The sequence below is a fragment of the Corallococcus interemptor genome (assembly GCF_003668875.1).
In the GTDB taxonomy this organism is placed as follows: domain Bacteria; phylum Myxococcota; class Myxococcia; order Myxococcales; family Myxococcaceae; genus Corallococcus; species Corallococcus interemptor.
Genome location: NZ_RAWM01000162.1, coordinates 1 through 18,955 on the forward strand (window position 1 = coordinate 1; position 18,955 = coordinate 18,955).

General features: G+C 70.7%; 19 protein-coding genes. 12 read left to right on the forward strand and 7 right to left on the reverse strand.

Features of this window, described 5'->3' with window-relative positions:
• The 4 genes from D7X96_RS34815 to rsmA form a co-directional block, all read left to right on the forward strand.
• On the forward strand, positions 1–821 hold an 821-nt coding region (locus D7X96_RS34815), incomplete at its 5' end, for a J domain-containing protein (protein ID WP_121771693.1).
• Positions 822–964: 143 nt separating this feature from the next.
• Positions 965–3,721, forward strand: coding sequence for a response regulator (locus D7X96_RS34820; protein ID WP_121771694.1), 2,757 nt, complete (start codon positions 965–967; stop codon positions 3,719–3,721).
• 52 nt (positions 3,722–3,773) lie between these two features.
• Positions 3,774–4,772 carry a tRNA (adenosine(37)-N6)-threonylcarbamoyltransferase complex transferase subunit TsaD gene (gene tsaD, locus D7X96_RS34825; RefSeq protein ID WP_120549661.1) on the forward strand — a complete coding sequence of 333 codons (999 nt, stop codon included), beginning with the start codon at positions 3,774–3,776 and terminating at the stop codon, positions 4,770–4,772.
• A gap of 10 nt (positions 4,773–4,782) precedes the next feature.
• Positions 4,783–5,649, forward strand: a complete 867-nt coding sequence (gene rsmA / locus D7X96_RS34830) for a 16S rRNA (adenine(1518)-N(6)/adenine(1519)-N(6))-dimethyltransferase RsmA (RefSeq protein WP_121771695.1) — start codon at positions 4,783–4,785, stop codon at positions 5,647–5,649.
• A 17-nt stretch (positions 5,650–5,666) separates the two neighbouring features.
• On the opposite strand, the gene D7X96_RS34835 is transcribed toward rsmA, so the two are convergent.
• On the reverse strand, positions 5,667–5,954 hold the full coding sequence (locus D7X96_RS34835; protein WP_120549659.1) for a hypothetical protein: 288 nt from the start codon (positions 5,952–5,954) through the stop codon (positions 5,667–5,669).
• Between the two features lie 182 nt (positions 5,955–6,136).
• Here D7X96_RS34835 and D7X96_RS34840 point away from each other — a divergent pair, with 182 nt between their 5' ends.
• The 5 genes from D7X96_RS34840 (at position 6,137) to D7X96_RS34860 (ending at position 9,793) form a co-directional block, all read left to right on the forward strand.
• A complete protein-coding gene (locus D7X96_RS34840) occupies positions 6,137–6,778 on the forward strand; it encodes a deoxynucleoside kinase (RefSeq protein WP_120549658.1) in 642 nt (213 codons plus the stop codon).
• Between the two features lie 173 nt (positions 6,779–6,951).
• Entirely contained in the window at positions 6,952–7,860 is a 909-nt protein-coding gene (panB, locus tag D7X96_RS34845; RefSeq protein ID WP_121771696.1) for a 3-methyl-2-oxobutanoate hydroxymethyltransferase, read from the forward strand.
• 2 nt (positions 7,861–7,862) lie between these two features.
• A complete protein-coding gene (panC, locus tag D7X96_RS34850) occupies positions 7,863–8,717 on the forward strand; it encodes a pantoate--beta-alanine ligase (protein ID WP_121724619.1) in 855 nt (284 codons plus the stop codon).
• Between the two features lie 17 nt (positions 8,718–8,734).
• Positions 8,735–9,220 (forward strand): SsrA-binding protein SmpB, encoded by a 486-nt coding sequence (gene smpB / locus D7X96_RS34855; RefSeq protein WP_014398822.1) that lies wholly within the window; start codon positions 8,735–8,737, stop codon positions 9,218–9,220.
• 36 nt (positions 9,221–9,256) lie between these two features.
• The gene (locus D7X96_RS34860) at positions 9,257–9,793 is read left to right on the forward strand and encodes a ClpXP protease specificity-enhancing factor SspB (RefSeq protein ID WP_121771697.1); all 537 of its coding nucleotides are present in this window, start codon (positions 9,257–9,259) and stop codon (positions 9,791–9,793) included.
• 20 nt (positions 9,794–9,813) lie between these two features.
• Here D7X96_RS34860 and D7X96_RS34865 read toward each other — a convergent pair whose 3' ends face one another.
• The 6 genes from D7X96_RS34865 to D7X96_RS34890 form a co-directional block, all read right to left on the reverse strand.
• Entirely contained in the window at positions 9,814–11,739 is a 1,926-nt protein-coding gene (locus tag D7X96_RS34865) for a serine/threonine-protein kinase (protein ID WP_121771698.1), read from the reverse strand.
• 34 nt (positions 11,740–11,773) lie between these two features.
• On the reverse strand, positions 11,774–12,115 hold the full coding sequence (locus D7X96_RS34870; RefSeq protein ID WP_120549664.1) for a DUF971 domain-containing protein: 342 nt from the start codon (positions 12,113–12,115) through the stop codon (positions 11,774–11,776).
• 103 nt (positions 12,116–12,218) lie between these two features.
• On the reverse strand, positions 12,219–13,937 hold the full coding sequence (locus tag D7X96_RS34875) for an HD domain-containing phosphohydrolase (protein WP_120549653.1): 1,719 nt from the start codon (positions 13,935–13,937) through the stop codon (positions 12,219–12,221).
• Between the two features lie 29 nt (positions 13,938–13,966).
• Complete coding sequence (locus D7X96_RS34880) at positions 13,967–14,830, reverse strand: peptidoglycan-binding protein LysM (RefSeq protein WP_120549652.1); 864 nt, start codon at positions 14,828–14,830, stop codon at positions 13,967–13,969.
• Positions 14,827–15,237 (reverse strand): FecR domain-containing protein, encoded by a 411-nt coding sequence (locus tag D7X96_RS34885; RefSeq protein ID WP_199747293.1) that lies wholly within the window; start codon positions 15,235–15,237, stop codon positions 14,827–14,829. Before D7X96_RS34885 ends, D7X96_RS34880 begins: the two co-directional genes overlap by 4 nt.
• A 130-nt stretch (positions 15,238–15,367) precedes the next feature.
• Positions 15,368–16,171 carry a carbon-nitrogen hydrolase family protein gene (locus D7X96_RS34890; protein ID WP_120549650.1) on the reverse strand — a complete coding sequence of 268 codons (804 nt, stop codon included), beginning with the start codon at positions 16,169–16,171 and terminating at the stop codon, positions 15,368–15,370.
• A gap of 210 nt (positions 16,172–16,381) precedes the next feature.
• On the opposite strand from D7X96_RS34890, the gene rimP reads away from it, so the two are divergent.
• From rimP to D7X96_RS34905, 3 genes are all read left to right on the forward strand, one after another.
• Positions 16,382–16,867, forward strand: coding sequence for a ribosome maturation factor RimP (gene rimP / locus D7X96_RS34895; protein ID WP_120549663.1), 486 nt, complete (start codon positions 16,382–16,384; stop codon positions 16,865–16,867).
• 70 nt (positions 16,868–16,937) lie between these two features.
• The gene (gene nusA / locus D7X96_RS34900) at positions 16,938–18,638 is read left to right on the forward strand and encodes a transcription termination factor NusA (protein WP_120549649.1); all 1,701 of its coding nucleotides are present in this window, start codon (positions 16,938–16,940) and stop codon (positions 18,636–18,638) included.
• A gap of 17 nt (positions 18,639–18,655) precedes the next feature.
• The gene (locus D7X96_RS34905) at positions 18,656–18,952 is read left to right on the forward strand and encodes a YlxR family protein (RefSeq protein WP_120549648.1); all 297 of its coding nucleotides are present in this window, start codon (positions 18,656–18,658) and stop codon (positions 18,950–18,952) included.
• Positions 18,953–18,955: the final 3 nt, after the last annotated feature.

Below are 18,955 nucleotides of genomic sequence, written 5' to 3' on the forward strand. Positions count from 1 at the left end.
CCAGCACCCCGGCCACCCCGGAAAGCGCCGCCCCTGCGCCCGCCGCCGCCGCGCCCGCGGAGCCGCCCAAGCCCGACGAGGGCCGGCTCGCGCAGCAGATTGAACAGCGCTACGCCGACATCCAGACGAAGAAGGACCACTTCGTCACACTTGGGGTTCCGCAGGACGCCACCCGGGACCAGGTGAAAGCCGCCTTCCTGAGCCTCGCCAAGGTCTTCCACCCGGACCGGCTGCCGCCGTCGCTGCCCCACCTGGCCCCGAAGATCACCGCCGTCTTCGAGTCCATCCGCGAGGCCTACGAAGTCCTCCACGACGACACCCGCCGCAAGAACTACCAGCTGGCCCAGCAGGGCGCGCAGTCCGCCCCCAAGCCTCCCGCGGCCGCCAGTGCCCGTCCTGGAAGCCCCGCCGCGGCCCGCGCGGACACCAACGCGGACGACCTCTTCCGCATGGGCGAGGTGTTCTTCCGCAAGCGCGACTTCATCGCCGCCAGCGAGCACTACGAGCGCGCCTACGGCCTGGACCCCAAGCCCCTGTACCTCGCGGCGCGCGCCTGGTCCGTCTACATGGACCCCAACCGCAAGGCCGACATGCCCCGCGCGAAACAGTGGATGGCGGATGCGGTGCGCACCGACCCGAACTGTGATCGCGCCCACTACCAGCTGGGCGTCATCGCCCGCGTGGAAGGGGACATGGACCGCGCGGAGAAGCACTTCCGGGAAGCGGTGCGCGCGAACCCCAAGCACCTGGAGGCGAACCAGGAGCTGCGGCTCATCGACATGCGCAAGAAGAACCCGCCCAAGAAGGGTCTCTTCCGCTGACTCGCCTGTCCTCCGGGGAGGGAACCGGCCGGTTTTCCGGACAGTCCCGCCCATTGACACACCTCGAAAGCGGACCCGATGCTTGCGCCTCACGGGGCGCCCCGCTGGATCCGCCGCCTCGCCCGTCTTGAAAGGCATGCCACGTGGCCAAGCAGCACCTGCTCCTCGTCGATGGTGACGCGAAGAGTCTGCGCGTGATGGAGGTCAGCCTGAAGAAGGCCGGCTTCTCCGTCACGACTGCGATCCACGGCAAGGATGCGCTGGAGAAGGTCCAGATCAGCCCGCCGGACCTCGTGCTCGCGGACACCAAGATGCCGGAGATGGACGGCTTCGAGCTCTGCAAGACGCTCAAGTCCGACGAGCGCTTCAAGTTCATCCCCTTCGTCTTCCTGACGAACCAGAAGTCGGTCGAGTTCAAGGTGCGCGGCCTGGAGCTCGGGGGCGACGACTACCTGACGAAGCCCATCTACATCAAAGAGATCGTCACCCGCGTGAAGATGATCCTTCAGAAGGCCGAGAAGGAACGCATCGAGAAGCGCGAGACGACCAAGGGTGGCTTCGCGGGAAGCCTCGCCGACATGGGCGTCGTGGACCTGGTCCAGACCTTCGAGATCGGCCGCAAGACGGGCGTCATCTCCATCCAGGGCGAGCGCACCGGCGTCGTCTACTTCAAGGAAGGCCGCGTCATCGACGCGGAGCTGGGCCGGCTCAAGGGCGAGAACGCCTTCTACCGCCTGCTCAACACGTTCGAAGGCCAGTTCGACGTGCAGTTCACCACGTTGGACCGCCCGGAGCGCATCGAGGTCTCCACGCAGGGCCTCCTCATGGAGGGCATGCGCCGGCTGGACGAGTGGGGCCGGATGCTCGAGCAGCTCCCGCCGCTGGAGACGGTCTTCGAGATCGACTACCACCAGCTGGCGGACCGCCTGTCGGAGATCCCCGACGAGGTGAACGGCCTGTTGCGCCTGTTCGACGGCAAGCGCGCGCTGTCGCGCGTGGTGGAGGACTCGGACTTCGAGGACCTGGCCGCGCTGGGCATCATCAGCAAGCTGTACTTCGAAGGGCTGATCCGCGAGCTGGGCAACGCGCCGCTGGAGCCCGTGCAGAGCCGCAAGCCGGGCATCGAGCAGTGGCTCAACGCCGCGCCGCCCATCCCCGTGGACGTCGCGCCCGCGCCGGAGACCGCGCCCCAGGAGCAGCTGCAGGAAGCGCCGGCGCCCGTGGAGCCGCTCGCGGTGGATGCGGCGCCCATGGCGGAGGCCGCGCCCGTGGAGGAGGCCCCGCCCGCGCAGCCAGAGCCCGTGGAGGAGGTCACGCCCGTGGCGGAGATGGCGTCCGCGCCGGTCTCCGCGCAGCCCGCGCAGGTGATCATCTTCCCGCCGCGCGTGCGCCCCGGCGAGGACGGTCCTCCGTCGTTCGGTCAGGACGGGGAGCCCGCGGTGCCGCCGCTGTCGCAGGAGGGCTCGGCGTTCCTCGTGGAGCCGCCTCCGGCGCACCGCGCGGTGGACCATGCGCGGCGCAGCCTGCTGCTCGACTGGAGCCGCGTGGACACGGAAGGCCTGAGCGCCTCCAGCACCTGGGGCCCGGGTTCGCCCTGGGGGGCGGGGGGCCGTGCTCCGGCCGCCGCGCCCAGCCCGTTCGCCTCGCAGCCCGCGCAGGCGCCCGTGGAGGCGCAGCCCTCGCGTCCGCCCATCTTCGGTGGCGCGGCCATCGCGCCCAGCCCGCTGGCGCACGTGCCGCCGCCCACGCCGGCCCCGCCGTCGTCGGAGGTGACGCTGGTCAGCGGCACGGAGCCGTACCAGGAAGAGGTGCCGGTGGAGGAGTCCGCGCCGCCGCAGCTCGCGCTGCCGCCGTACCCCGGCCACGGCATCGTGCCGCCCCAGGTGGCCCCGGTGGCGCTCAACGTCGAGTTCCCCGCGACGACGCCCTTCGACGCGCAGCCGGCCGCCACGGAGCCGGCGGAGGCCGCTGGCCAGGACGTGCCCGCGTCCGAGGCCTACTTCACGGAGCCGGAAGCCCCCGCGCCGGCCGCCACCGCCACCCCGAGCCCCGCGCCGGTTCCGGCCCCCACGGCGGCCCCCGCGAAGCCCGCGAGCGCGAAGCCCACGCATGACGAGGACGACGCGGCGCTCATCGCCGCGATGAAGCCCAAGCGCACGGGCCTCTACGTCGCGGGCGGCCTGCTCCTGGTCGCGGCCGTGGCGGCGGTGGTCATCTCCAAGGGCTCGGGCAGCGCTGAGACGCCCAAGCCCACCGAACCCCAGGTGACGCAGCCCACGAAGCCCGTGGATCCGCCCAAGCCTCCGGAGACGACGACGCCTCCGCCGGCTGTCACGCCTCCCCCCACGAAGACAGCCGACGCCCAGACCGACGCGGGCGCGCCGCCGCAGAAGGCCGCGGACGCGCAGATCGACGCGGGCACGCCGGTGAAGGTGGCCACGCCGGAGCCCGCCGCCGTCCCGGACGCGGGCGCCGTCGCCGTCACCCCGCCGCCCACGCCGGAAGCGCCGCCGCCCGTGGTGCAGAAGGCCACCTACGCGGACCACATCAAGGACGGCCGCGCGGCGCTGGCCCGGGGCAGCTTCAAGTCGGCGCTCGGCGCCTACCGCAAGGCGCTCGCGCTCGACGGCGACTCCATCGAGGCGAAGACGGGCCTGGGCATCTCCCTGGCCAACAACAGCAGCACCAGCGAAGCCGGCTACCGCGAAGCGGCCCGGCTGCTCCAGGACGTCGTCAAGGCGGAGCCCAAGAACGCGAAGGCCTGGTTCTGGCTGGGCAGCTCCCTGCAGTTCTCCGGCGATCAAACCCGAGCAGCCGAGGCCTACAAGAAGTATCTGTTCCTCGAACCGACGGGTAAGTCGGCCGAAGAGGTGCGCGCCCTGCTCAACGGGATGAAATGAGCAGGGGAGGCGGCCCGTCCGCCTCCTGCCCGCCCTTGTTGTCGGAGTCGCCGTGCTCGTCCTGGGACTTGAAACCTCGTGCGATGAAACCGCCGCTGCCGTCGTGGAGGACGGGCGGCGCGTCCTGTCGGACGTCGTCTCCACGCAGGTGGACATCCACCGCCGCTGGGGCGGCGTCGTGCCGGAGCTGGCCAGCCGCAACCACATCGTCCAGGTGATGCCCGTCGTCCACGAGGCCCTCACGCGCGCGGACAAGACGCTGGACGACGTGGACCTCATCGCCGTCACGTCCGGCCCCGGCCTCATCGGCGCGCTGCTCGTGGGGCTCCAGGTGGCCAAGGGCTTGAGCCTCGCCACTGGAAAGCCCTTCGTGGGCGCCAACCACCTGGAAGGGCACCTGCTGGCCATCCGCCTGCTGGAGGACGCGCCCGCGCCGCCGTTCCTGGGCCTCGTCGTCTCCGGCGGGCACACCAGCCTCTACGAGGTGCGCGACTACGGGAACTACCGGCTCGTGGGCCGCACGCGCGACGACGCCGCGGGCGAGGCCTACGACAAGACGGCGCGCATCCTGGGCCTGCCGTACCCCGGCGGGCAGCCCATTGATGAGCTGGCCCAGAAGGGCGACCCGGAGGCCATCCGCTTCCCGCGCGCGCTGCCGGGCGACAACCTGGACGTGTCCTTCTCCGGCCTGAAGACCTCCGTGCTCCACCACGTCCAGAAGCACGGCGTGCCGCAAGGGCAGGCCCTCCACGATTTGTGCGCGTCGTTCCAGGAGGCGGTGGCGGACGTGCTGTCCAAGAAGCTGGTCGCCGCGGCGAAGAAGCTGGGCCACCACCAGCTGGTGCTGTGCGGCGGCGTGGCGGCGAACTCGCGGCTCAGGGCCCTGTGCAAGCAGCGCGCGGAGGAGCGGGGGCTGCGCATGTTCCTGCCGCCGGTGCGGTTGTGCACGGACAATGGCGCGATGATCGCCGTCGCGGGGTATGAAGCGTGGCGCCGCGGCTTGCGCGGTGATTTCCGCCTCGCGGCCGACCCCGCCTGGCGCATGGAGTAGGGGCCTCAAAGTGGATTCTCCGCGCGACATCCTCAAGCGCCACGGCCTGCGGGCCAAGCACAGCTGGGGACAGAACTTCCTCGGAGACCCGGACGCGCTCCAGGAGATCGCGGACGCGCTCGCGCCGCGCGAGGGCGAACCCGTGGTGGAGCTGGGCCCGGGCCTGGGCCACCTCACGCGCTTCCTCGCCGCCACCGGCGCGCGCGTCACCGCCGTGGAGCGCGACCGCGACATGGTGGCCGTGCTGGAGAAGGAGGCCATCCCCGGCGTGCGCGTGGTGCCCGGCAACGCCGCCACGGTGGACTTCGCCCAGGTGGCCGGCGCGGACGAAATCGCGCTCGTGGGCAACCTGCCGTACCACCTCACCAGCCCCATCCTCTTCCAGGTGCTCGCGCAGCGCGCCCACATCTCGCGCGCCGTCTTCACGCTGCAGAAGGAAGTGGTGGTGCGGCTGGCCGCGGAGCCCGGCAACCGCGACTACGGCCTGCTCACGGTGCTGCTGGGCCTGCACTTCGACCTGGAGGACGTGCTCACGCTGGAGGCGTGGCGCTTCCATCCGCCCCCGAAGGTGGACTCCGCAGTGCTGCGCCTCACGCGGCTCAAGAAGCCCCGCGCGCCGCTGGTGGACGAGGCCCGCTTCACCCGGCTGGTGAAGGCCGGCTTCGCGCAGCGCCGCAAGACGCTGATCAACTCGCTCAAGTCAGACAAGGGCCTGGCAACGCCGGAGGCGCTGTTGGCCGCGCTCCAGACGGCGGGCATCGACCCGGGCCGCCGCGCGGAGACGCTCGCCCCGGAGGAGTTCGCCGCCATCGAGCGCGCCCTGGGCCCCGTCACCGCCATGGCGCCGCCGCCCCCGGACGCGCCGCCAGAAGAGTAGGAGAAGAGCAGGGACGCTCAGCGCTTCTGGCCCAGCGCGGCCAGGAGCCCACCTTGCTGGGCGAGGTAGGCGCGGAACTCGTCCTCGTTGATGCGCAGGCGCGCGAGCACGGCGCTGAGGACCTCGTCCACGGAGCCCTCCGGCCGGCGCTTCAATTCGAAGGCCGTCTTCAGGAGGGCCACGCCATAGAGTGGATCCACGTCCACCGGAGGTGCGGGAGGGGCCGTGGCCGGACGGGCGGCGGGCGCCGCCTGCGTCGTTTCCACCAGGTCCACCACCGTCTTCACCCGCTGCCTGCCGCGCATCTGTGGCCCGTCGCTCCCGCCGTGCGTGTTCGCGGGCACCGTAGGGGATGACCCGTGAGGGCGCAAGGGTGGGGTGGCCCGCCGAAAATTGCCGGATGCATGGGGGCATGGTTGTGTTATCCGCCCCCCGCGCGCGCATCTGTCTCATGCGTGGCTTTTCCGGGGGCGGAGGCCTCGGGCCGATGGACCACCGCTACATCGTCGTCGAAGGCCCCATCGGCGTGGGCAAGACGAGCCTCACCAACCTCCTCACGGAGCGGCTGGGCAGCCGCCGCATCCTGGAGGTGGTGGAGGAGAATCCGTTCCTCTCCAGCTTCTATGCGGACCGGCAGAAGTTCGCGTTCCAGACGCAGGTCTTCTTCCTGCTGTCGCGCTTCCGCCAGCAGCAGGAGCTCTTCCAGCAGGACCTGTTCCGCGCCGTCACCGTGAGCGACTACCTGTTCGCGAAGGACCGCATCTTCGCCAACCTCACGCTGGCCTCGGACGAGCTGGCCCTCTACGACCGCGTCTTCGAGGCCCTGGGGCCCCGCGTCCCGCAGCCCGACCTGGTCATCTACCTCCAGGCCCAGCTGGACGTGCTGCTGCATCGCATCAAGAAGCGCGGCCGCGAGTTCGAGCGCAAGTTCGACGCGGGCTACCTGGAGTCGCTCACGCACGCGTACAACGACTTCTTCGCGCACTACACGGACACGCCGCTGCTCGTGGTGAACACGTCGGACATCGACTTCGTGCACAACGAGGAGGACCGCGAGGACCTGCTCAAGGTCATCGCGAACGCGAAGTCCGGCGTGCAGCACTACACCCCCCGGTCCCGCCGGGGTTGACGGCCGCCGCCCGGCTGCCTGGCTGCCGGGGTGCGGTGATCCCCCCACGCGGCCCCCGAGGGCGTTAGAGTGCATCCGCGTGGAACCCTGGCCTCCGGCGATCCCCCTGGGACGGCGAGGGGCCTGACGTTCCACGCGGCCGTCCCACCCGTCTCACACCCAGGAGGTGAACCGTGAAGGACAAGGTCACCATCCACACGCTGAAGCGCCTGAAGCAGTCCGGTCAGAAGATCTGCATGGTCACCGCGTACGACGCGACGTTCGCGCGCATCCTCGACGAGGGCGGCGCGGACGTGCTGCTGGTCGGTGACTCGCTGGGCATGGTCGTCCAGGGCCAGGAGTCCACGCTGCCCGTCACCCTGGACCAGATGATCTACCACTGCACGGCGGTGAGCCGCGGCGCGAAGCGGGCGCACGTGGTGGGGGACATGCCGTTCATGAGCTACCAGGTGTCGCCGCAGGAGGCGGTGCGCAACGCCGGGCGGCTCGTCGCCGAAGGCAACGTGGGCAGCGTGAAGCTGGAGGGCGGCGCCGAGTTCGCCGACACCGTGCGCGCCATCGTCCGCGCCAGCATCCCCGTCATGGGCCACCTGGGCCTCACGCCGCAGTCCGTCCACAAGATGGGCGGCTACGTGGTGCAGGGCCGCGACGAGGACGCCGCGCGCCGCATGCTGGATGACGCGCTCGCGCTGGAGGCCGCCGGCGCCTATTCGCTGGTGCTGGAGGGCGTGCCGCTGGAGCTGGCGCGCACCATCACCCAGAGCCTGAAGATTCCCACCATCGGCATCGGCGCGGGCAAGCACTGCGATGGCCAGGTGCTGGTCTGCTACGACCTGTTGGGCATGAACCCGGACTTCAAGCCGAAGTTCGTCAAGCGCTTCGCCAACCTCCACGGGAACATCACCGAGGCCGCGAACACGTACTTCTCCGAGGTGCGCGCTGGCACCTTCCCGGATGAGGAGCACAGCTTCAAGGCCACCAAGGGCATCCGGCTGGTGACGCCCACGCCGGTGGCCTCCGACGCGGAAGGCGCTGGCGAGCCCGCGGAGAAGGTCGGCGGCATCTACGGAGCCCCGGTCTAGCCATGGCGCCCCACGTCCTGCGCACCGTCGCCGAAGTGAAGGCCTGGGTCGCGTCCCTCCAGAAGGAGGGAAAGACTCTGGCGCTCGTGCCCACCATGGGCTTTCTCCATGAGGGTCACGTCTCGCTCATGAGGGAGGGCGGCCGGCGCGCGGACGTGGTGGCGGCCTCCCTCTTCGTGAACCCCACGCAGTTCGGCCCCCGCGAGGACCTGGCGCGCTACCCGCGCGACTTCGAGGGGGACCTGGCCAAATGCGCGAGCGCGGGCGTGTCCGCCGTGTTCGCGCCCGAGCCCGCGGCGATGTACCCCCCGGGCTACCAGACCTACGTGGAGGTGACGGAGGTCAGCCAGGGGCTGTGCGGTGAGCGGCGTCCCGGCCACTTCCGGGGCGTCGCCACCATCGTCACGCAGCTGTTGGCGCTGTTCCGGCCCGCCGTGGCGCTCTTTGGTGAGAAGGACTACCAGCAGCTCCAGGTCATCAAGGCGCTCAACCGCGACCTGCACCTGGGCGCGGACATCGTGGGCATGCCCACCATCCGCGAGGCGGACGGGCTGGCGATGAGCAGCCGCAACGCCTATCTGTCCGCGGATGAACGCCAGCGGGCGCTCGCCCTCTCCAAGGGCATCCGGGCGGCCCAGGCCCTGCTTGCCTCCGGCACCCGGGACACGCGAGCGCTGGTGGAGGCCGCCCGCCGTGAATTGCAGGCGGTGGGCCTCCGCGAGGACTACGTGGAGGTTCGGGACGCCGGGACGCTCTCCCCCCTGGACACGGTGGCGCCCGGGCAGACGGCGCGAATGCTGGTGGCGGCCTTCTCTGGCACCACGCGGCTCATCGACAACATGCCGCTGGCCGGTTAGGAGACCCGGGACACGTTATGGCCGCTGGAAAGTCGAAGGGTGTGGGTGCGGAGCCGGGGGTGAAGCTCATTGCCGAGAACCGGCGTGCGCGCTTCGACTACACGGTGGATGAGAAGATAGAGGCCGGGCTGGAGCTCACGGGGAGCGAGGTGAAGTCGTTGCGTGAAGGAACGGCCAACCTGTCGGACGCCTACGCGCTCCAGAAGGGCACGGAGCTGTTCCTGCTCAACGCCCACATCGGCTCCTACAAGGCGGCCAGCGTCTTCGACCATCTTCCCACCCGGGGCCGGAAGCTGCTGATGCACCGGGCGGAGATCGACCGGTGGACGGCGAAGGTGCGCGAGCGCGGTTACTCCATCATCCCGCTCGTGCTGTACTTCAGGAAGGGGCGGGCCAAGGTGGAGCTGGGCCTGTGCCGCGGCAAGACGCACGAAGATCGCCGCCACGACATCAAGGAACGGGAGACGAAGCGGGAGATGGACCGGGAAGTGCGCCGCCGTTGAGGGCGCTCCCGCAATTCCCCCGCTGGACAGGCTGGAATGGACAAGAAGGTTTCCGACAAGAAGGAGCGGCTGCTGGCCGCGCTCGACCAGGGCATGGTGATGATCCACCTGGACGCGCGCCGCCCCGGCGTGCTCGTCCCCGCCAGCCTCCGAGGCGAAGCGCACCTGCGCCTCAACCTCTCCTACCGTTTCGAGCCCCCGGACCTCACGGTGGGCGAGTGGGGCGTGCGCTGCACGCTGAGCTTCTCCGGTTCGCGCTTCACGGTGGCGGTGCCCTGGTCGGCGCTGTTCGCCATCGCCAGCCACGTGACGAAGGAGTTCTGGATGTACCCGGAGGAGATGCCGCCGGAGCTGCTCCAGCAGCCCCCCGTCGCGTCCGCCTCCGTCGCGCGTCCGCCGCCGCCCGCGCCAGTGCCCGCCGAAAGGCCCCGCGCGTTCCTGCGTGAGGTGCAGGTGGACCGGAGCGAAGAGCCGGAGTCGCGTCCGGAAGCCGCTCCGCCGCCTCCTCCCGAAGGGGGCCCGCCGGAGGAGCCGCAGCCGCCGCGCCGTGGCCACCTGCGGCTGGTGAAGTAGGCCGGACTTGAGGCGGCGCGTCAGCGCTTGAGCTCCGCCTCCACGTCCGCCTTCCGGCCGCCCATGAACGTGCCCGACCAGGGGCGGTAGCCCTTGAGCTTGAGCTGCACGGTGATGGAGCGCGAGGGGTAGAGGTTGTCCATCGCGATGGGCGTCACGCCCACCTCCACGCCGTCCACCAGGACGGTGGCGCCGGAGGGCTCGCTGTGGATGGACAGGAGCGGCGTCGGAAACCCGAGCGCGCGCTTTACCTGAAGCTCGTAGCGGGGCCACGCGAACAGCACGCCCCCCGCGAGCACCGCCGCGATGCCGAGCAGCGCCACCGCCAACCCCCAGCGCCGCTTGGGACGGGCGGGGGCCACGGGCTCGAACTCCCAATGCGGGGTGTCTTCCGTCCGGGGCGCGCGCGCCTCCAGTTCCAGGTCGCCCTGGGCCGCCTGGCGGATGCTGGGCCGGTTCATCCGCTCCGCCTCTTCGACGTCGGAGATGGCCTGCGCGGGCGCATCCGCCGGGGCGGGGGAGGGCGCGTTCGTCCGCGCGCGCGAGGCCGCGGTGTTCGCTGGCCCGCGAGCCGGGGGCATGTTCGCTGGAGTCCGAGGCGCAGCGGACGTGGGCGCATTCGCCGGAGGCCGCGAGGAGGCGGCACCCGTTGCCCGGGGTGCCGCGCTCGCGGCGCTTGGGTCCGAGGAGGGCCCGCGCGTGCAGGACTCACAGGGCGATTCCGGTGACTCCAGCGCCGACCCGCAGAGGGCGCAGGTGTGGACCACGGCGCCGGACGCGGACAGCGAGACGCCTCCGGTCGGCGGGCTCCACGGCTCCTCTTCCTCCGCGCCCATGGGGACGGCCGCCGGAGGAGGCTTCCACCCGGCGGGCGCTCCAAGCGCGCCGCCCGAAGCCGCGCCATACGCCACCGTGGCGGAGGCCGCGCCGGACGCGGAGGGAATGCGCCCCGTGTCCACGCCCTCGCGTGGCACGGCGGACATCACGAACGACGCGGACGTCGAAGCGGGGTCCTCCGCCATCGCGGCCCGGGCCACCTCACCCACGGACATGGGCAGCCGCACGCCGCGCAGGAACGTGGCCAGCGCGTGCGACGACGCGGGCTCTCCCGTCTGCGCGAGCCAGCGCGCGAGCGCCTCCGACACGTCCTCCGGCTCCGGGAAGCGGCCCTCCGGCTCGCGCGACAGCATGCGCAGCACCAGCGTGGCCAGCGACGCCGGCACGCCTGGCAGCGACGCGGGCGCGCGGTTGAGGATGGAGTACGCCACCGCCATCGGCTCCGCCGCGGACGACCCGAAGGGGTGCTGCCCCGCGAGCAGCTCCGCCAGGATGATGCCCAGCGAGAACTGGTCGCTCAGCGCCGTGGCCGGCTCGCCCCGGATGACCTCTGGCGCCGCGTATGGCACCTTGCCCTTGAAGGCCCCGGGCTCCGTGCGCGACAGGCCCGCCAGCCGCGCGATGCCGAAGTCGGTGACCTTCACCTCGCCCTCGCGCGACACCAGCAGGTTGGACGGGGACACGTCCCGGTGCGCCGTCACCACGGACTGGCCGTCGTGCTGGCGCCGGTACGCGTGCTGCAATCCCGCCTGTGCCTGGCTCACGATGAACACCGCCAGGTGCGGAGGAATCCGCAGCCCCTGGCGCGTCACCGCGCGCATCAGCGCGCCCAGGTCCCAGCCGTCCACCAGCTCCATCACCAGGAAGAGCCCTTCCGCGCTCTCCCCCACGTCATGCACGGTGACGATGTTCTGGTGCTGCAGCAGCATGGCCAGCCGCGCCTCGGAGACGAACATCCGCGAGATGTCCGGCTCGCGCGCCAGGTGCGGCAGCACGCGCTTGATGGCCACGGTGCGCTCGAAGCCCTCCGCGCCCTTCGCCACTCCCAGGAACAGCTCCGCCATGCCACCCGTGGCCAGCGGTTGCAGCAGCCGATAGCGCGACGTCACAGGGACCTCCGGAAAAGGCGCGGCGGGGAAGCGCTCACCCCTGCGACTGGGTGATTTCGCGCAGGTGCTTCCACGGGTAGATGCCCGTGGTGTGCTGGTCGCTGAAGACGAACGCGAGCGCGTAGTTGCCCACCGGCTGCATCTGCAGCACGCGCAGGTTCGCGGGCACCTGCGAGGGGTCCAGCGTGCGCTTCGCCGTCCACTCGTCCACGCACGCGGCGCACGGGCACTGCTGGCGCAGCACCTGCGCCGTGGCGGACGTCGTCACGCCGTCGTCCCACGTCAGCGTCAGCGACTCGCCGTCCGCGGACAGCTTCGCATCCGTCGCGCTGACGGGCTTGGGCGCGGGCTTGATGCGATCCCAGAAATTGCTCACCGAATCCACCTTCCAAGGCTTTAGCAGCAGCCCCTCCCTACCATCCTTCCGGCGGGGAGGGCGACCTGCCTTGGAAAGCGAAACGGCCCGGGGAGCCAGGGCTTCAGGAAGCCAGCTTGACGGGCTGCCGGTGGCCTTCCAGCCGCACGCCCCGCTGGGCCAGCACCGCGCGCAGGGCCTGCACCACCTTGGGGTCCAGCTGCGCGCCGCTCAGGTTGTCCAAAATCTCCATCGCCTTCTCCAGCGGCATGGCCTTCTGGTACGGGCGCGTGGAGGTGCACGCATCGAAGGTGTCCGCGCACGCCACGATGCGCGCGAGCATCGGGATGGCCTCGCCCTTCAGCTTGTCCGGGTAGCCCGTGCCGTCCCAGCGCTCGTGGTGGTGGCGCACGCACGCGCGCACCGACCCCAGGAACGTCACCGGCCCGATGATGGCGTCACCGATGGCGGGGTGCTCGCGCATCAGGGACATCTCCTGGTCGGTGAGCCGGGACTGCTTGCAGAGGATGTTCTCCGGGATGCCAATCTTCCCGATGTCGTGGAGGATGCCGCCGTACTGCAGCTGGCGCAGCTCGCGCTCGGTGAGCTTCAGCTCCTTGCCAATCTCCACCGCCACGTCGCCCACCCGCTGGCTGTGGCCGCGCGTGTACGCGTCCTTGGAGTCGATGGAGTTGGCCAGCGCGACGATGGTCTCCAGGTAGCCCTTCTCCAGGCTCTCGTAGAGGCCGCGCGTCTCCATGTCGTACGCCATGAGCTGCTTGCTCATGTAGTTGAACGTCTGGGCCAGCTCTCCCAGCTCGTTCTTCTGCTTCAGGTGCACCTCCACGCCGAACTTGCCGCGAGCGAGCTCCAGCGACGTGGCGATGAACGTCTTCAAGGGCTGCGTGAGGTTCCGGGAGAAGATGGCCGCCAGCACCAGCGCCACCAGGATGGCGCCGCCCAGGCCCAGCAGGATGCGCCGCTCCATCGACTCCACCTGGCGGTAGGCGTTCTCCACCGGTTGCTCGGACACGATGGCCCAGCCCGCCTCCGGCAGCACCGAGTACGCGGACACCACCGCCTCGCGCCCCTCGCCGAAGTTGCCCACGTGGAACAGCTCCGTGTCGGGCGTGCCCTCGCGCTGCTTGAGCAGGTGCGCCAGTGGCAGCCGCTTCGACACGTCGTCGCCCACCGCGCCCAGGCCGCCGCCGCCCGTAATCAAGCGTCCGTGCCGGTCCGCCAGGTACGCGAAGCCGGTGCTGCCCACGCGCTCCTGGGCCAGCATCTGCCGCAGTCCCGCGAGCGTGATGTCCGCGGCCATGTAGCCCTGCACCGGGTCGCCCACGGGGAAGGCCAGCGTCACCACCGGCCCGCCCCCACCGCCTCCGTGGGACGCCACCACGTCCGAGTAGCGCACGCCGGTGAGCCCTTCATCCAGCAGCGCCCGGGCGCGCTCCTCGTGCTCCGCCACGCCGCTGGGGGCCATGTCGTGCACCGCGAAGGCCTGCAGCCCCGGCAGCCGCTGCCGGTCCGCGCCGAACACGGTGAGCGCCAGCACCTCCGGGCGCTGGTTGAGCACCGCGGCGATGTGCAGCCGCTGCGCTTCGCGGGGCAGGGTGAAGAAGCCGCCCGGCACGCTGGACAGCCCCACCACGCGCTCCGTGGGGTCCTCCAGGAAGCTTTCGGCCTTGAGCCGCAGCTGCTTGACGCGCTCCTGCGCCAGCTCCTGCGCGTCGCGGATGAGCAGCTCGCGCGTATGGGACACCGACAACCAGCCCACCATCAGCGTGGGGATGATGCTGACCACCAGCATCAAGAGGAGGATGGCTTTGAAAAGTCGCACGGCGGTGGCTCCTCGCTCGGGTCGGGCGGCTACTTCTGCCACCCGTCCTTCACCTTGACGTTGAGTTCGAGCGATTCCGCGGCCAGCTCGAAGCGCCGTGTCTGGGAGGGCAGGGACCGCCCCTGCTCCGGACTCACCGCCGTCACCGTCCAGCGATAACGGCCCGCGGGCAGCGCCGGCAACGTCCATTGCCGCGCGGCCACCACCGTGCGCACGGGCGCCGGCGTGGCCTTGCCCTCCGCTCCTTCAGCGACGACCTCCACTTCATACCGCGTGGCGCCCGTGACGGCGCTCCACGCCAGCGTCACCGGCCCCAACAGCCCTCCGCCCTCGGCTCCGGACGCGGGCTTCAGCGTGAGGCGGGCCTTGTCCGCGGGCTGCGCCAGCTGCGGCGCGCCGGGCGGCTCCGGCAGCACGGTGCCCTGCTGCACGCGCACGGACTCGCCCTTCGCCAGCACGCGCGTGGCGTGCTGCGCCTCCACGGTGACGGGAGGCCCCTGGCGGTGCGTGACGGTGGTGGTGCCGCCGTCGTGGTCCACCTCCACCGTGAAGTTGGACGGCTGCTGCGGGTTGAGCAGCGCCCACGCCTCGTCCGCCTTGTGGAGCGCCTCCGCGTACCGGGCGGCCTGGAAGTGCGCCTCCGCTTCCTTCAGCCGGGACTCGGCCTCACGGCGGCGGGCATCGTCCGGCGCCGCCTTCACCGCCGCGCGGGACATCTCCAGCGCCTTGAGCGCCGTCTGCGGCTCCGTGCCTGGAGCCTTGCGCGGCCCTGGCGCCGCGGCGCCTCCGGGAAGGGCCGCGACCTCCGCGGACGCGTGCCCCAAGGACGTCGGAGCGGTTGAGGGCACCACGGACAGCCCCATCCACGCGCTGAGCCAGAGGGCGGCCTTCATTGGAATTCAATCTTCCTGCCCGCCCGAACCGTGGCGGATGGGGTGGTGACGGACAGCGACTGGGTGGCCGGCTTCTCCAAGGTGGCATCCACCCGTCCCCGGAGGACGGTGACGTCCGTTCGCAACTTGCTCTCCGCGATGCCCACCAGGGAATCGCCCCCCAGGTGCAGCGTGCTGCCATTGGCGAACACCACCTGCGCGCTCGCGCCGGCCTCCGTGCGGACCTTGTCGTTCTCGTAGAGGGGCAGCTCGTCGCGCGCGGAGCTCCACTCGTCCGCCACCGCGCGTTTGATCTGCACGTCCCCCTTCAGCTCTCGCAGGTGCGCGCGGGGGACAGGCGGAGGCAGGGGCGCCTCGGTGGGCCCACGGGGCTTCTCATCGGCGGTACAGCCGGGAGCAAGGGCCATGAGTGCGACCGCGAAAAGCAGGGGAGGCCAGCGTCGTCCATTCACCAGAGGGGTCGTCCTGAAAACCACTCTACCTGGAAACGCCGCGCCGGAGGGGCCTCCCACCTCCTTCGCGTTCACTCTCGCTCGCCTAGTCCAGCCGCCTGTGCGCCAGGCACGGCAAATTCCGCCGGATGCGTGCCTGGAGCTCCGGGTCCACCGGCGCCACGGCCAGGCCCTCGCCCTCGGAGGCCCGGGCCGTCACCAGCCCCCACGGGTCCACCACCATCGCGTGGCCATACGTCAGCCGCTGCGCGGAGTGCCGCCCGCCCTGGGCCGGCGCCAGCACGTACGCCTGGTTCTCGATGGCCCGGGCGCGCAGCAGCACCTCCCAGTGGTCCTTGCCCGTCATCATCGTGAAGGCCGCCGGCACCGCGAGCAGCGTGGCCCCGTCCTTCGACAGCCGCCGGTACAGCTCCGGGAAGCGCAGGTCGTAGCAGACGCTCATGCCCAGCCGGCCCACCGTCGTGTCCGCCGCCACCACCTCGGTCCCCGGCGCCACCGCCGCGGACTCCTGGTAGGTGGCCCCGTCGCCGACGTCCACGTCGAACAGGTGCATCTTCCGGTAGACGGCCAGCCGGGCGCCGTCCGGTCCGAACAGGACGCTGGTGTTGTAGAGCCGGCCGCCCGGCGCTCCCTCCTCCAGGATGGAGCCGGCCAGCAGCGTCGTCTTCGTCCCCCTGGCCAGCTCCGCCATCCGGCTCAGCGTGGGGCCGTCCAGACCTTCAGCGGCGGACGGACGCTCGGGCTCCGGTCCCATCCAGGAGAAGTTCTCCGGCAGGCCCACGAGGTGGGCACCCAGGGAGGCGGCCTGGCGCACGAGGCGCGTGGCCACATCCAGGTTGTGGGCCTTGTCCGCGGTGGACACCATCTGTGCGGCGGCGATGAGGTGCATGGGGGCGTTATAACGCCACCGGCGTCACTCGGAACCCCTGGGAATCCTTCAATCCCGGGGGGCGTTTGACCCGGTGCCTCGGGGTGTGTCCTTCCTTTACACCCCGAGGGGGCGTGTGTTACGGACGCCCCGACATTTTTCGACGCATCACATTCGAAAAGTGGGCCGCCGTGCCCGCTTTTCGCGTTTTTGGAGACCTGTTTCCTGGCCATGGAGCCGAAGAACATCAAACAGACGGTGGAGGAGAAGGCAGCGTCGCTGCTGGACCCCATCGTGGCGAACGAAGGCCTGGAGCTCCTGGACGTGGAGTACGTCCGCGAGCGCGAGGGCTGGGTGTTGCGTTTGTTCATCGACAAGCCTGGTGGCCGGGTGGGACTGGAAGAGTGCTCCCAGGTGTCGCGCGCCGTGGATCCGGTGCTCGACGTGGAGGACTTCATCCCCCAGGAATACAACCTGGAGGTGTCCAGCCCGGGTGTGAACCGGCCCTTGAAGAAGCCGGCGCACTTCGAACGGGTGAAGGGGCAGAAGGTCAAGGTGAAGACCTTCGGCCCGCTGGGCGAGCCTCCGCGGAAGAACTTCAGCGGCACGCTCACCGATGTGGCGGCCGACGCCATCTCCGTGGACGTGGAGGGGGGCGGCGTGTTCGTCATCCCCTTCAAGGACATCGCCAAGGCCAATCTGGAGTTCGAGTTCTAGAAGCCCACATACAGGGGACCCTGTTCGCGCCAGGGCCGCCCGTGGACCCATTTTCGGAGAAGACAAAGCCATGCCCACGCCCGCCAACCCGGCAGTCAACCTCAACCTCGTCCTGGATCAGGTCGCCAAGGACAAGGGCATCGAACGGGCCGTGCTCATTGCCACCCTCGAGGACGCGATGAACACCGCGGCCAAGAAGCACTTTGGCCAGGACCGCAACCTGGAGGCCAAGTACGACCCGGAGAAGGGCGTCGTGGAGCTCTTCCAGGCCATCACCGTGGTCGCGGAAATCACGGACCCCGTCCAGGCGGTGAACCAGATCACCATGGACGAGGCCCACAAGAAGGGCATGGAAGTGGAGCCCGGCGACGAGCTCGTCTTCCAGATCTTCTACCGGGACGAGGACGCCGCGGAGGCCAAGGCCCAGGACGACCAGTACGGCGACATCCTCCGCCTGAAGACCTTCCGCCGCGGCTTCGGCCGCATCGCCGCGCAGACGGCCAAGCAGGTCATCCTGCAGCGCACCCGCGACGCCGAGCGCGAGAACGTCTTCAACGAGTACAAGGACCGCAAGAACGAGATCGTCACCGGCATCGCCCGCCGGTTCGAGCGCGGCAACATCGTGGTGGACCTGGGCCGCGCGGAGGCCGTGCTGCCCGTCCGTGAGCAGGTCCCGCGTGAGACCTACCGCCCGGGCGACCGCGTCCAGGCGTACGTGCTGGACGTGCTGCGCGAGTCCAAGGGCCCGCAGATTGTGCTGTCGCGCGCGTCCGTGAACCTGCTCACCAAGCTCTTCGAGATGGAGGTGCCGGAAATCGCCGAGGGCATCGTCGTCATCGAGGCGGCGGCCCGTGAGCCGGGCGGCCGCGCGAAGATCGCCGTGTCCAGCCGCGACTCGGACGTGGATCCGGTGGGCGCGTGCGTGGGCATGAAGGGCAGCCGCGTGCAGGCGGTGGTGCAGGAGCTGCGCGGGGAGAAGATCGACATCGTCCCCTACGACGAGGATCCGGCCCGCTTCGTGTGCTCGGCCCTGGCCCCCGCGGAGGTCAGCCGCGTCATCATCGACGAGGCCAACCACGCCATGGAGCTCATCGTCCCGGACGACCAGCTGTCGCTGGCCATCGGCCGCCGCGGCCAGAACGTGCGCCTGGCCGCCCAGCTCACGGGCTGGAAGCTGGACATCAACAGCGAGAGCCGCGTGCGTGAGATGCGCGAGTTCGCCAGCCGCTCGCTGGGGGCCCTGCCGGGCGTCAACGAGATGCTGGTGGAGACGCTCTACGCGCACGGCTTCCGTCAGGCGCGCGACGTGGCGGACGCGAATCCGGAGATGCTGGCGCAGATTCCCGGCATCGACCCCACCCGCATCCCCTCCATGCAGGAGGAGGCCAAGAAGCGCATGGTGGAGGACCAGCAGGAGCTGTCGCGCATGGACTACGAGCGCGAGCAGGCCCGGCTGGCCGAGGCCCGCCGCCACCCGGACGAGCTGTCCCAGCCGGAGCGCATGGCGCGCGTGCGCGGCGTCGGTGAGAAGACCATCGAGCAGCTCATCCTCGCCGGCTACCGCACGGTGGAGGACATCGCGAACGAGAAGGACCTCACCCGCCTGGGCGACGTGCCGGGCGTGGGCATCAAGAAGGCCCGCCAGCTGAAGAGCGCGGCGGAGAATTATCTGGTGGAAGAAGCCAAGCTGCGCGCGGAGCTCAACGCGGAGCGGGGTGCGATGGCAGCGGCAGGCGGGTCGGAGGGCGTGGAAGCGGCCAAGGCACCGTAACGACAGGGGATAGGCAGATGCGCCGCGCAACCAAACGGCCCGGGATACATCCCACGGAAACCACGGCGTCAGGTCCGGTCCGGACCTGCGTCGGGTGTGGTTCTCGCAAGTCACAGGCGGAACTGACCCGGTTCGTGGTAGGTCCCCAGGGCGGCGTGGTGGCGGACAGGCGGCGGAGGCTGCCAGGGCGGGGGGCGTACCTGTGCGGTGCCGGTTGTTTGACGGCAGCGCTCAAGCGTAAGGCGCTGGGCAGGGCCTTCCGGGGCAAGGCGGGGCAGGTCGACCCGTCAGCACTCGGACAGGCCTGGGAGTGAGGG

What these genes read in the sequence shown, in the direction of transcription:
- D7X96_RS34835 (WP_120549659.1), bottom strand. Translation starts at nt 5,954, where the DNA reads ATGCGCGGCAGGCAGCGGGTGAAGACGGTGGTGGACCTGGTGGAAACG.
- D7X96_RS34840 (WP_120549658.1), top strand. Translation starts at nt 6,137, where the DNA reads ATGGACCACCGCTACATCGTCGTCGAAGGCCCCATCGGCGTGGGCAAG.
- panC (WP_121724619.1), top strand. Translation starts at nt 7,863, where the DNA reads ATGGCGCCCCACGTCCTGCGCACCGTCGCCGAAGTGAAGGCCTGGGTC.
- smpB (WP_014398822.1), top strand. Translation starts at nt 8,735, where the DNA reads ATGGCCGCTGGAAAGTCGAAGGGTGTGGGTGCGGAGCCGGGGGTGAAG.
- D7X96_RS34860 (WP_121771697.1), top strand. Translation starts at nt 9,257, where the DNA reads ATGGACAAGAAGGTTTCCGACAAGAAGGAGCGGCTGCTGGCCGCGCTC.
- D7X96_RS34880 (WP_120549652.1), bottom strand. Translation starts at nt 14,830, where the DNA reads ATGAAGGCCGCCCTCTGGCTCAGCGCGTGGATGGGGCTGTCCGTGGTG.
- D7X96_RS34885 (WP_199747293.1), bottom strand. Translation starts at nt 15,237, where the DNA reads ATGGCCCTTGCTCCCGGCTGTACCGCCGATGAGAAGCCCCGTGGGCCC.
- D7X96_RS34890 (WP_120549650.1), bottom strand. Translation starts at nt 16,171, where the DNA reads ATGCACCTCATCGCCGCCGCACAGATGGTGTCCACCGCGGACAAGGCC.
- rimP (WP_120549663.1), top strand. Translation starts at nt 16,382, where the DNA reads ATGGAGCCGAAGAACATCAAACAGACGGTGGAGGAGAAGGCAGCGTCG.
- nusA (WP_120549649.1), top strand. Translation starts at nt 16,938, where the DNA reads ATGCCCACGCCCGCCAACCCGGCAGTCAACCTCAACCTCGTCCTGGAT.
- D7X96_RS34905 (WP_120549648.1), top strand. Translation starts at nt 18,656, where the DNA reads ATGCGCCGCGCAACCAAACGGCCCGGGATACATCCCACGGAAACCACG.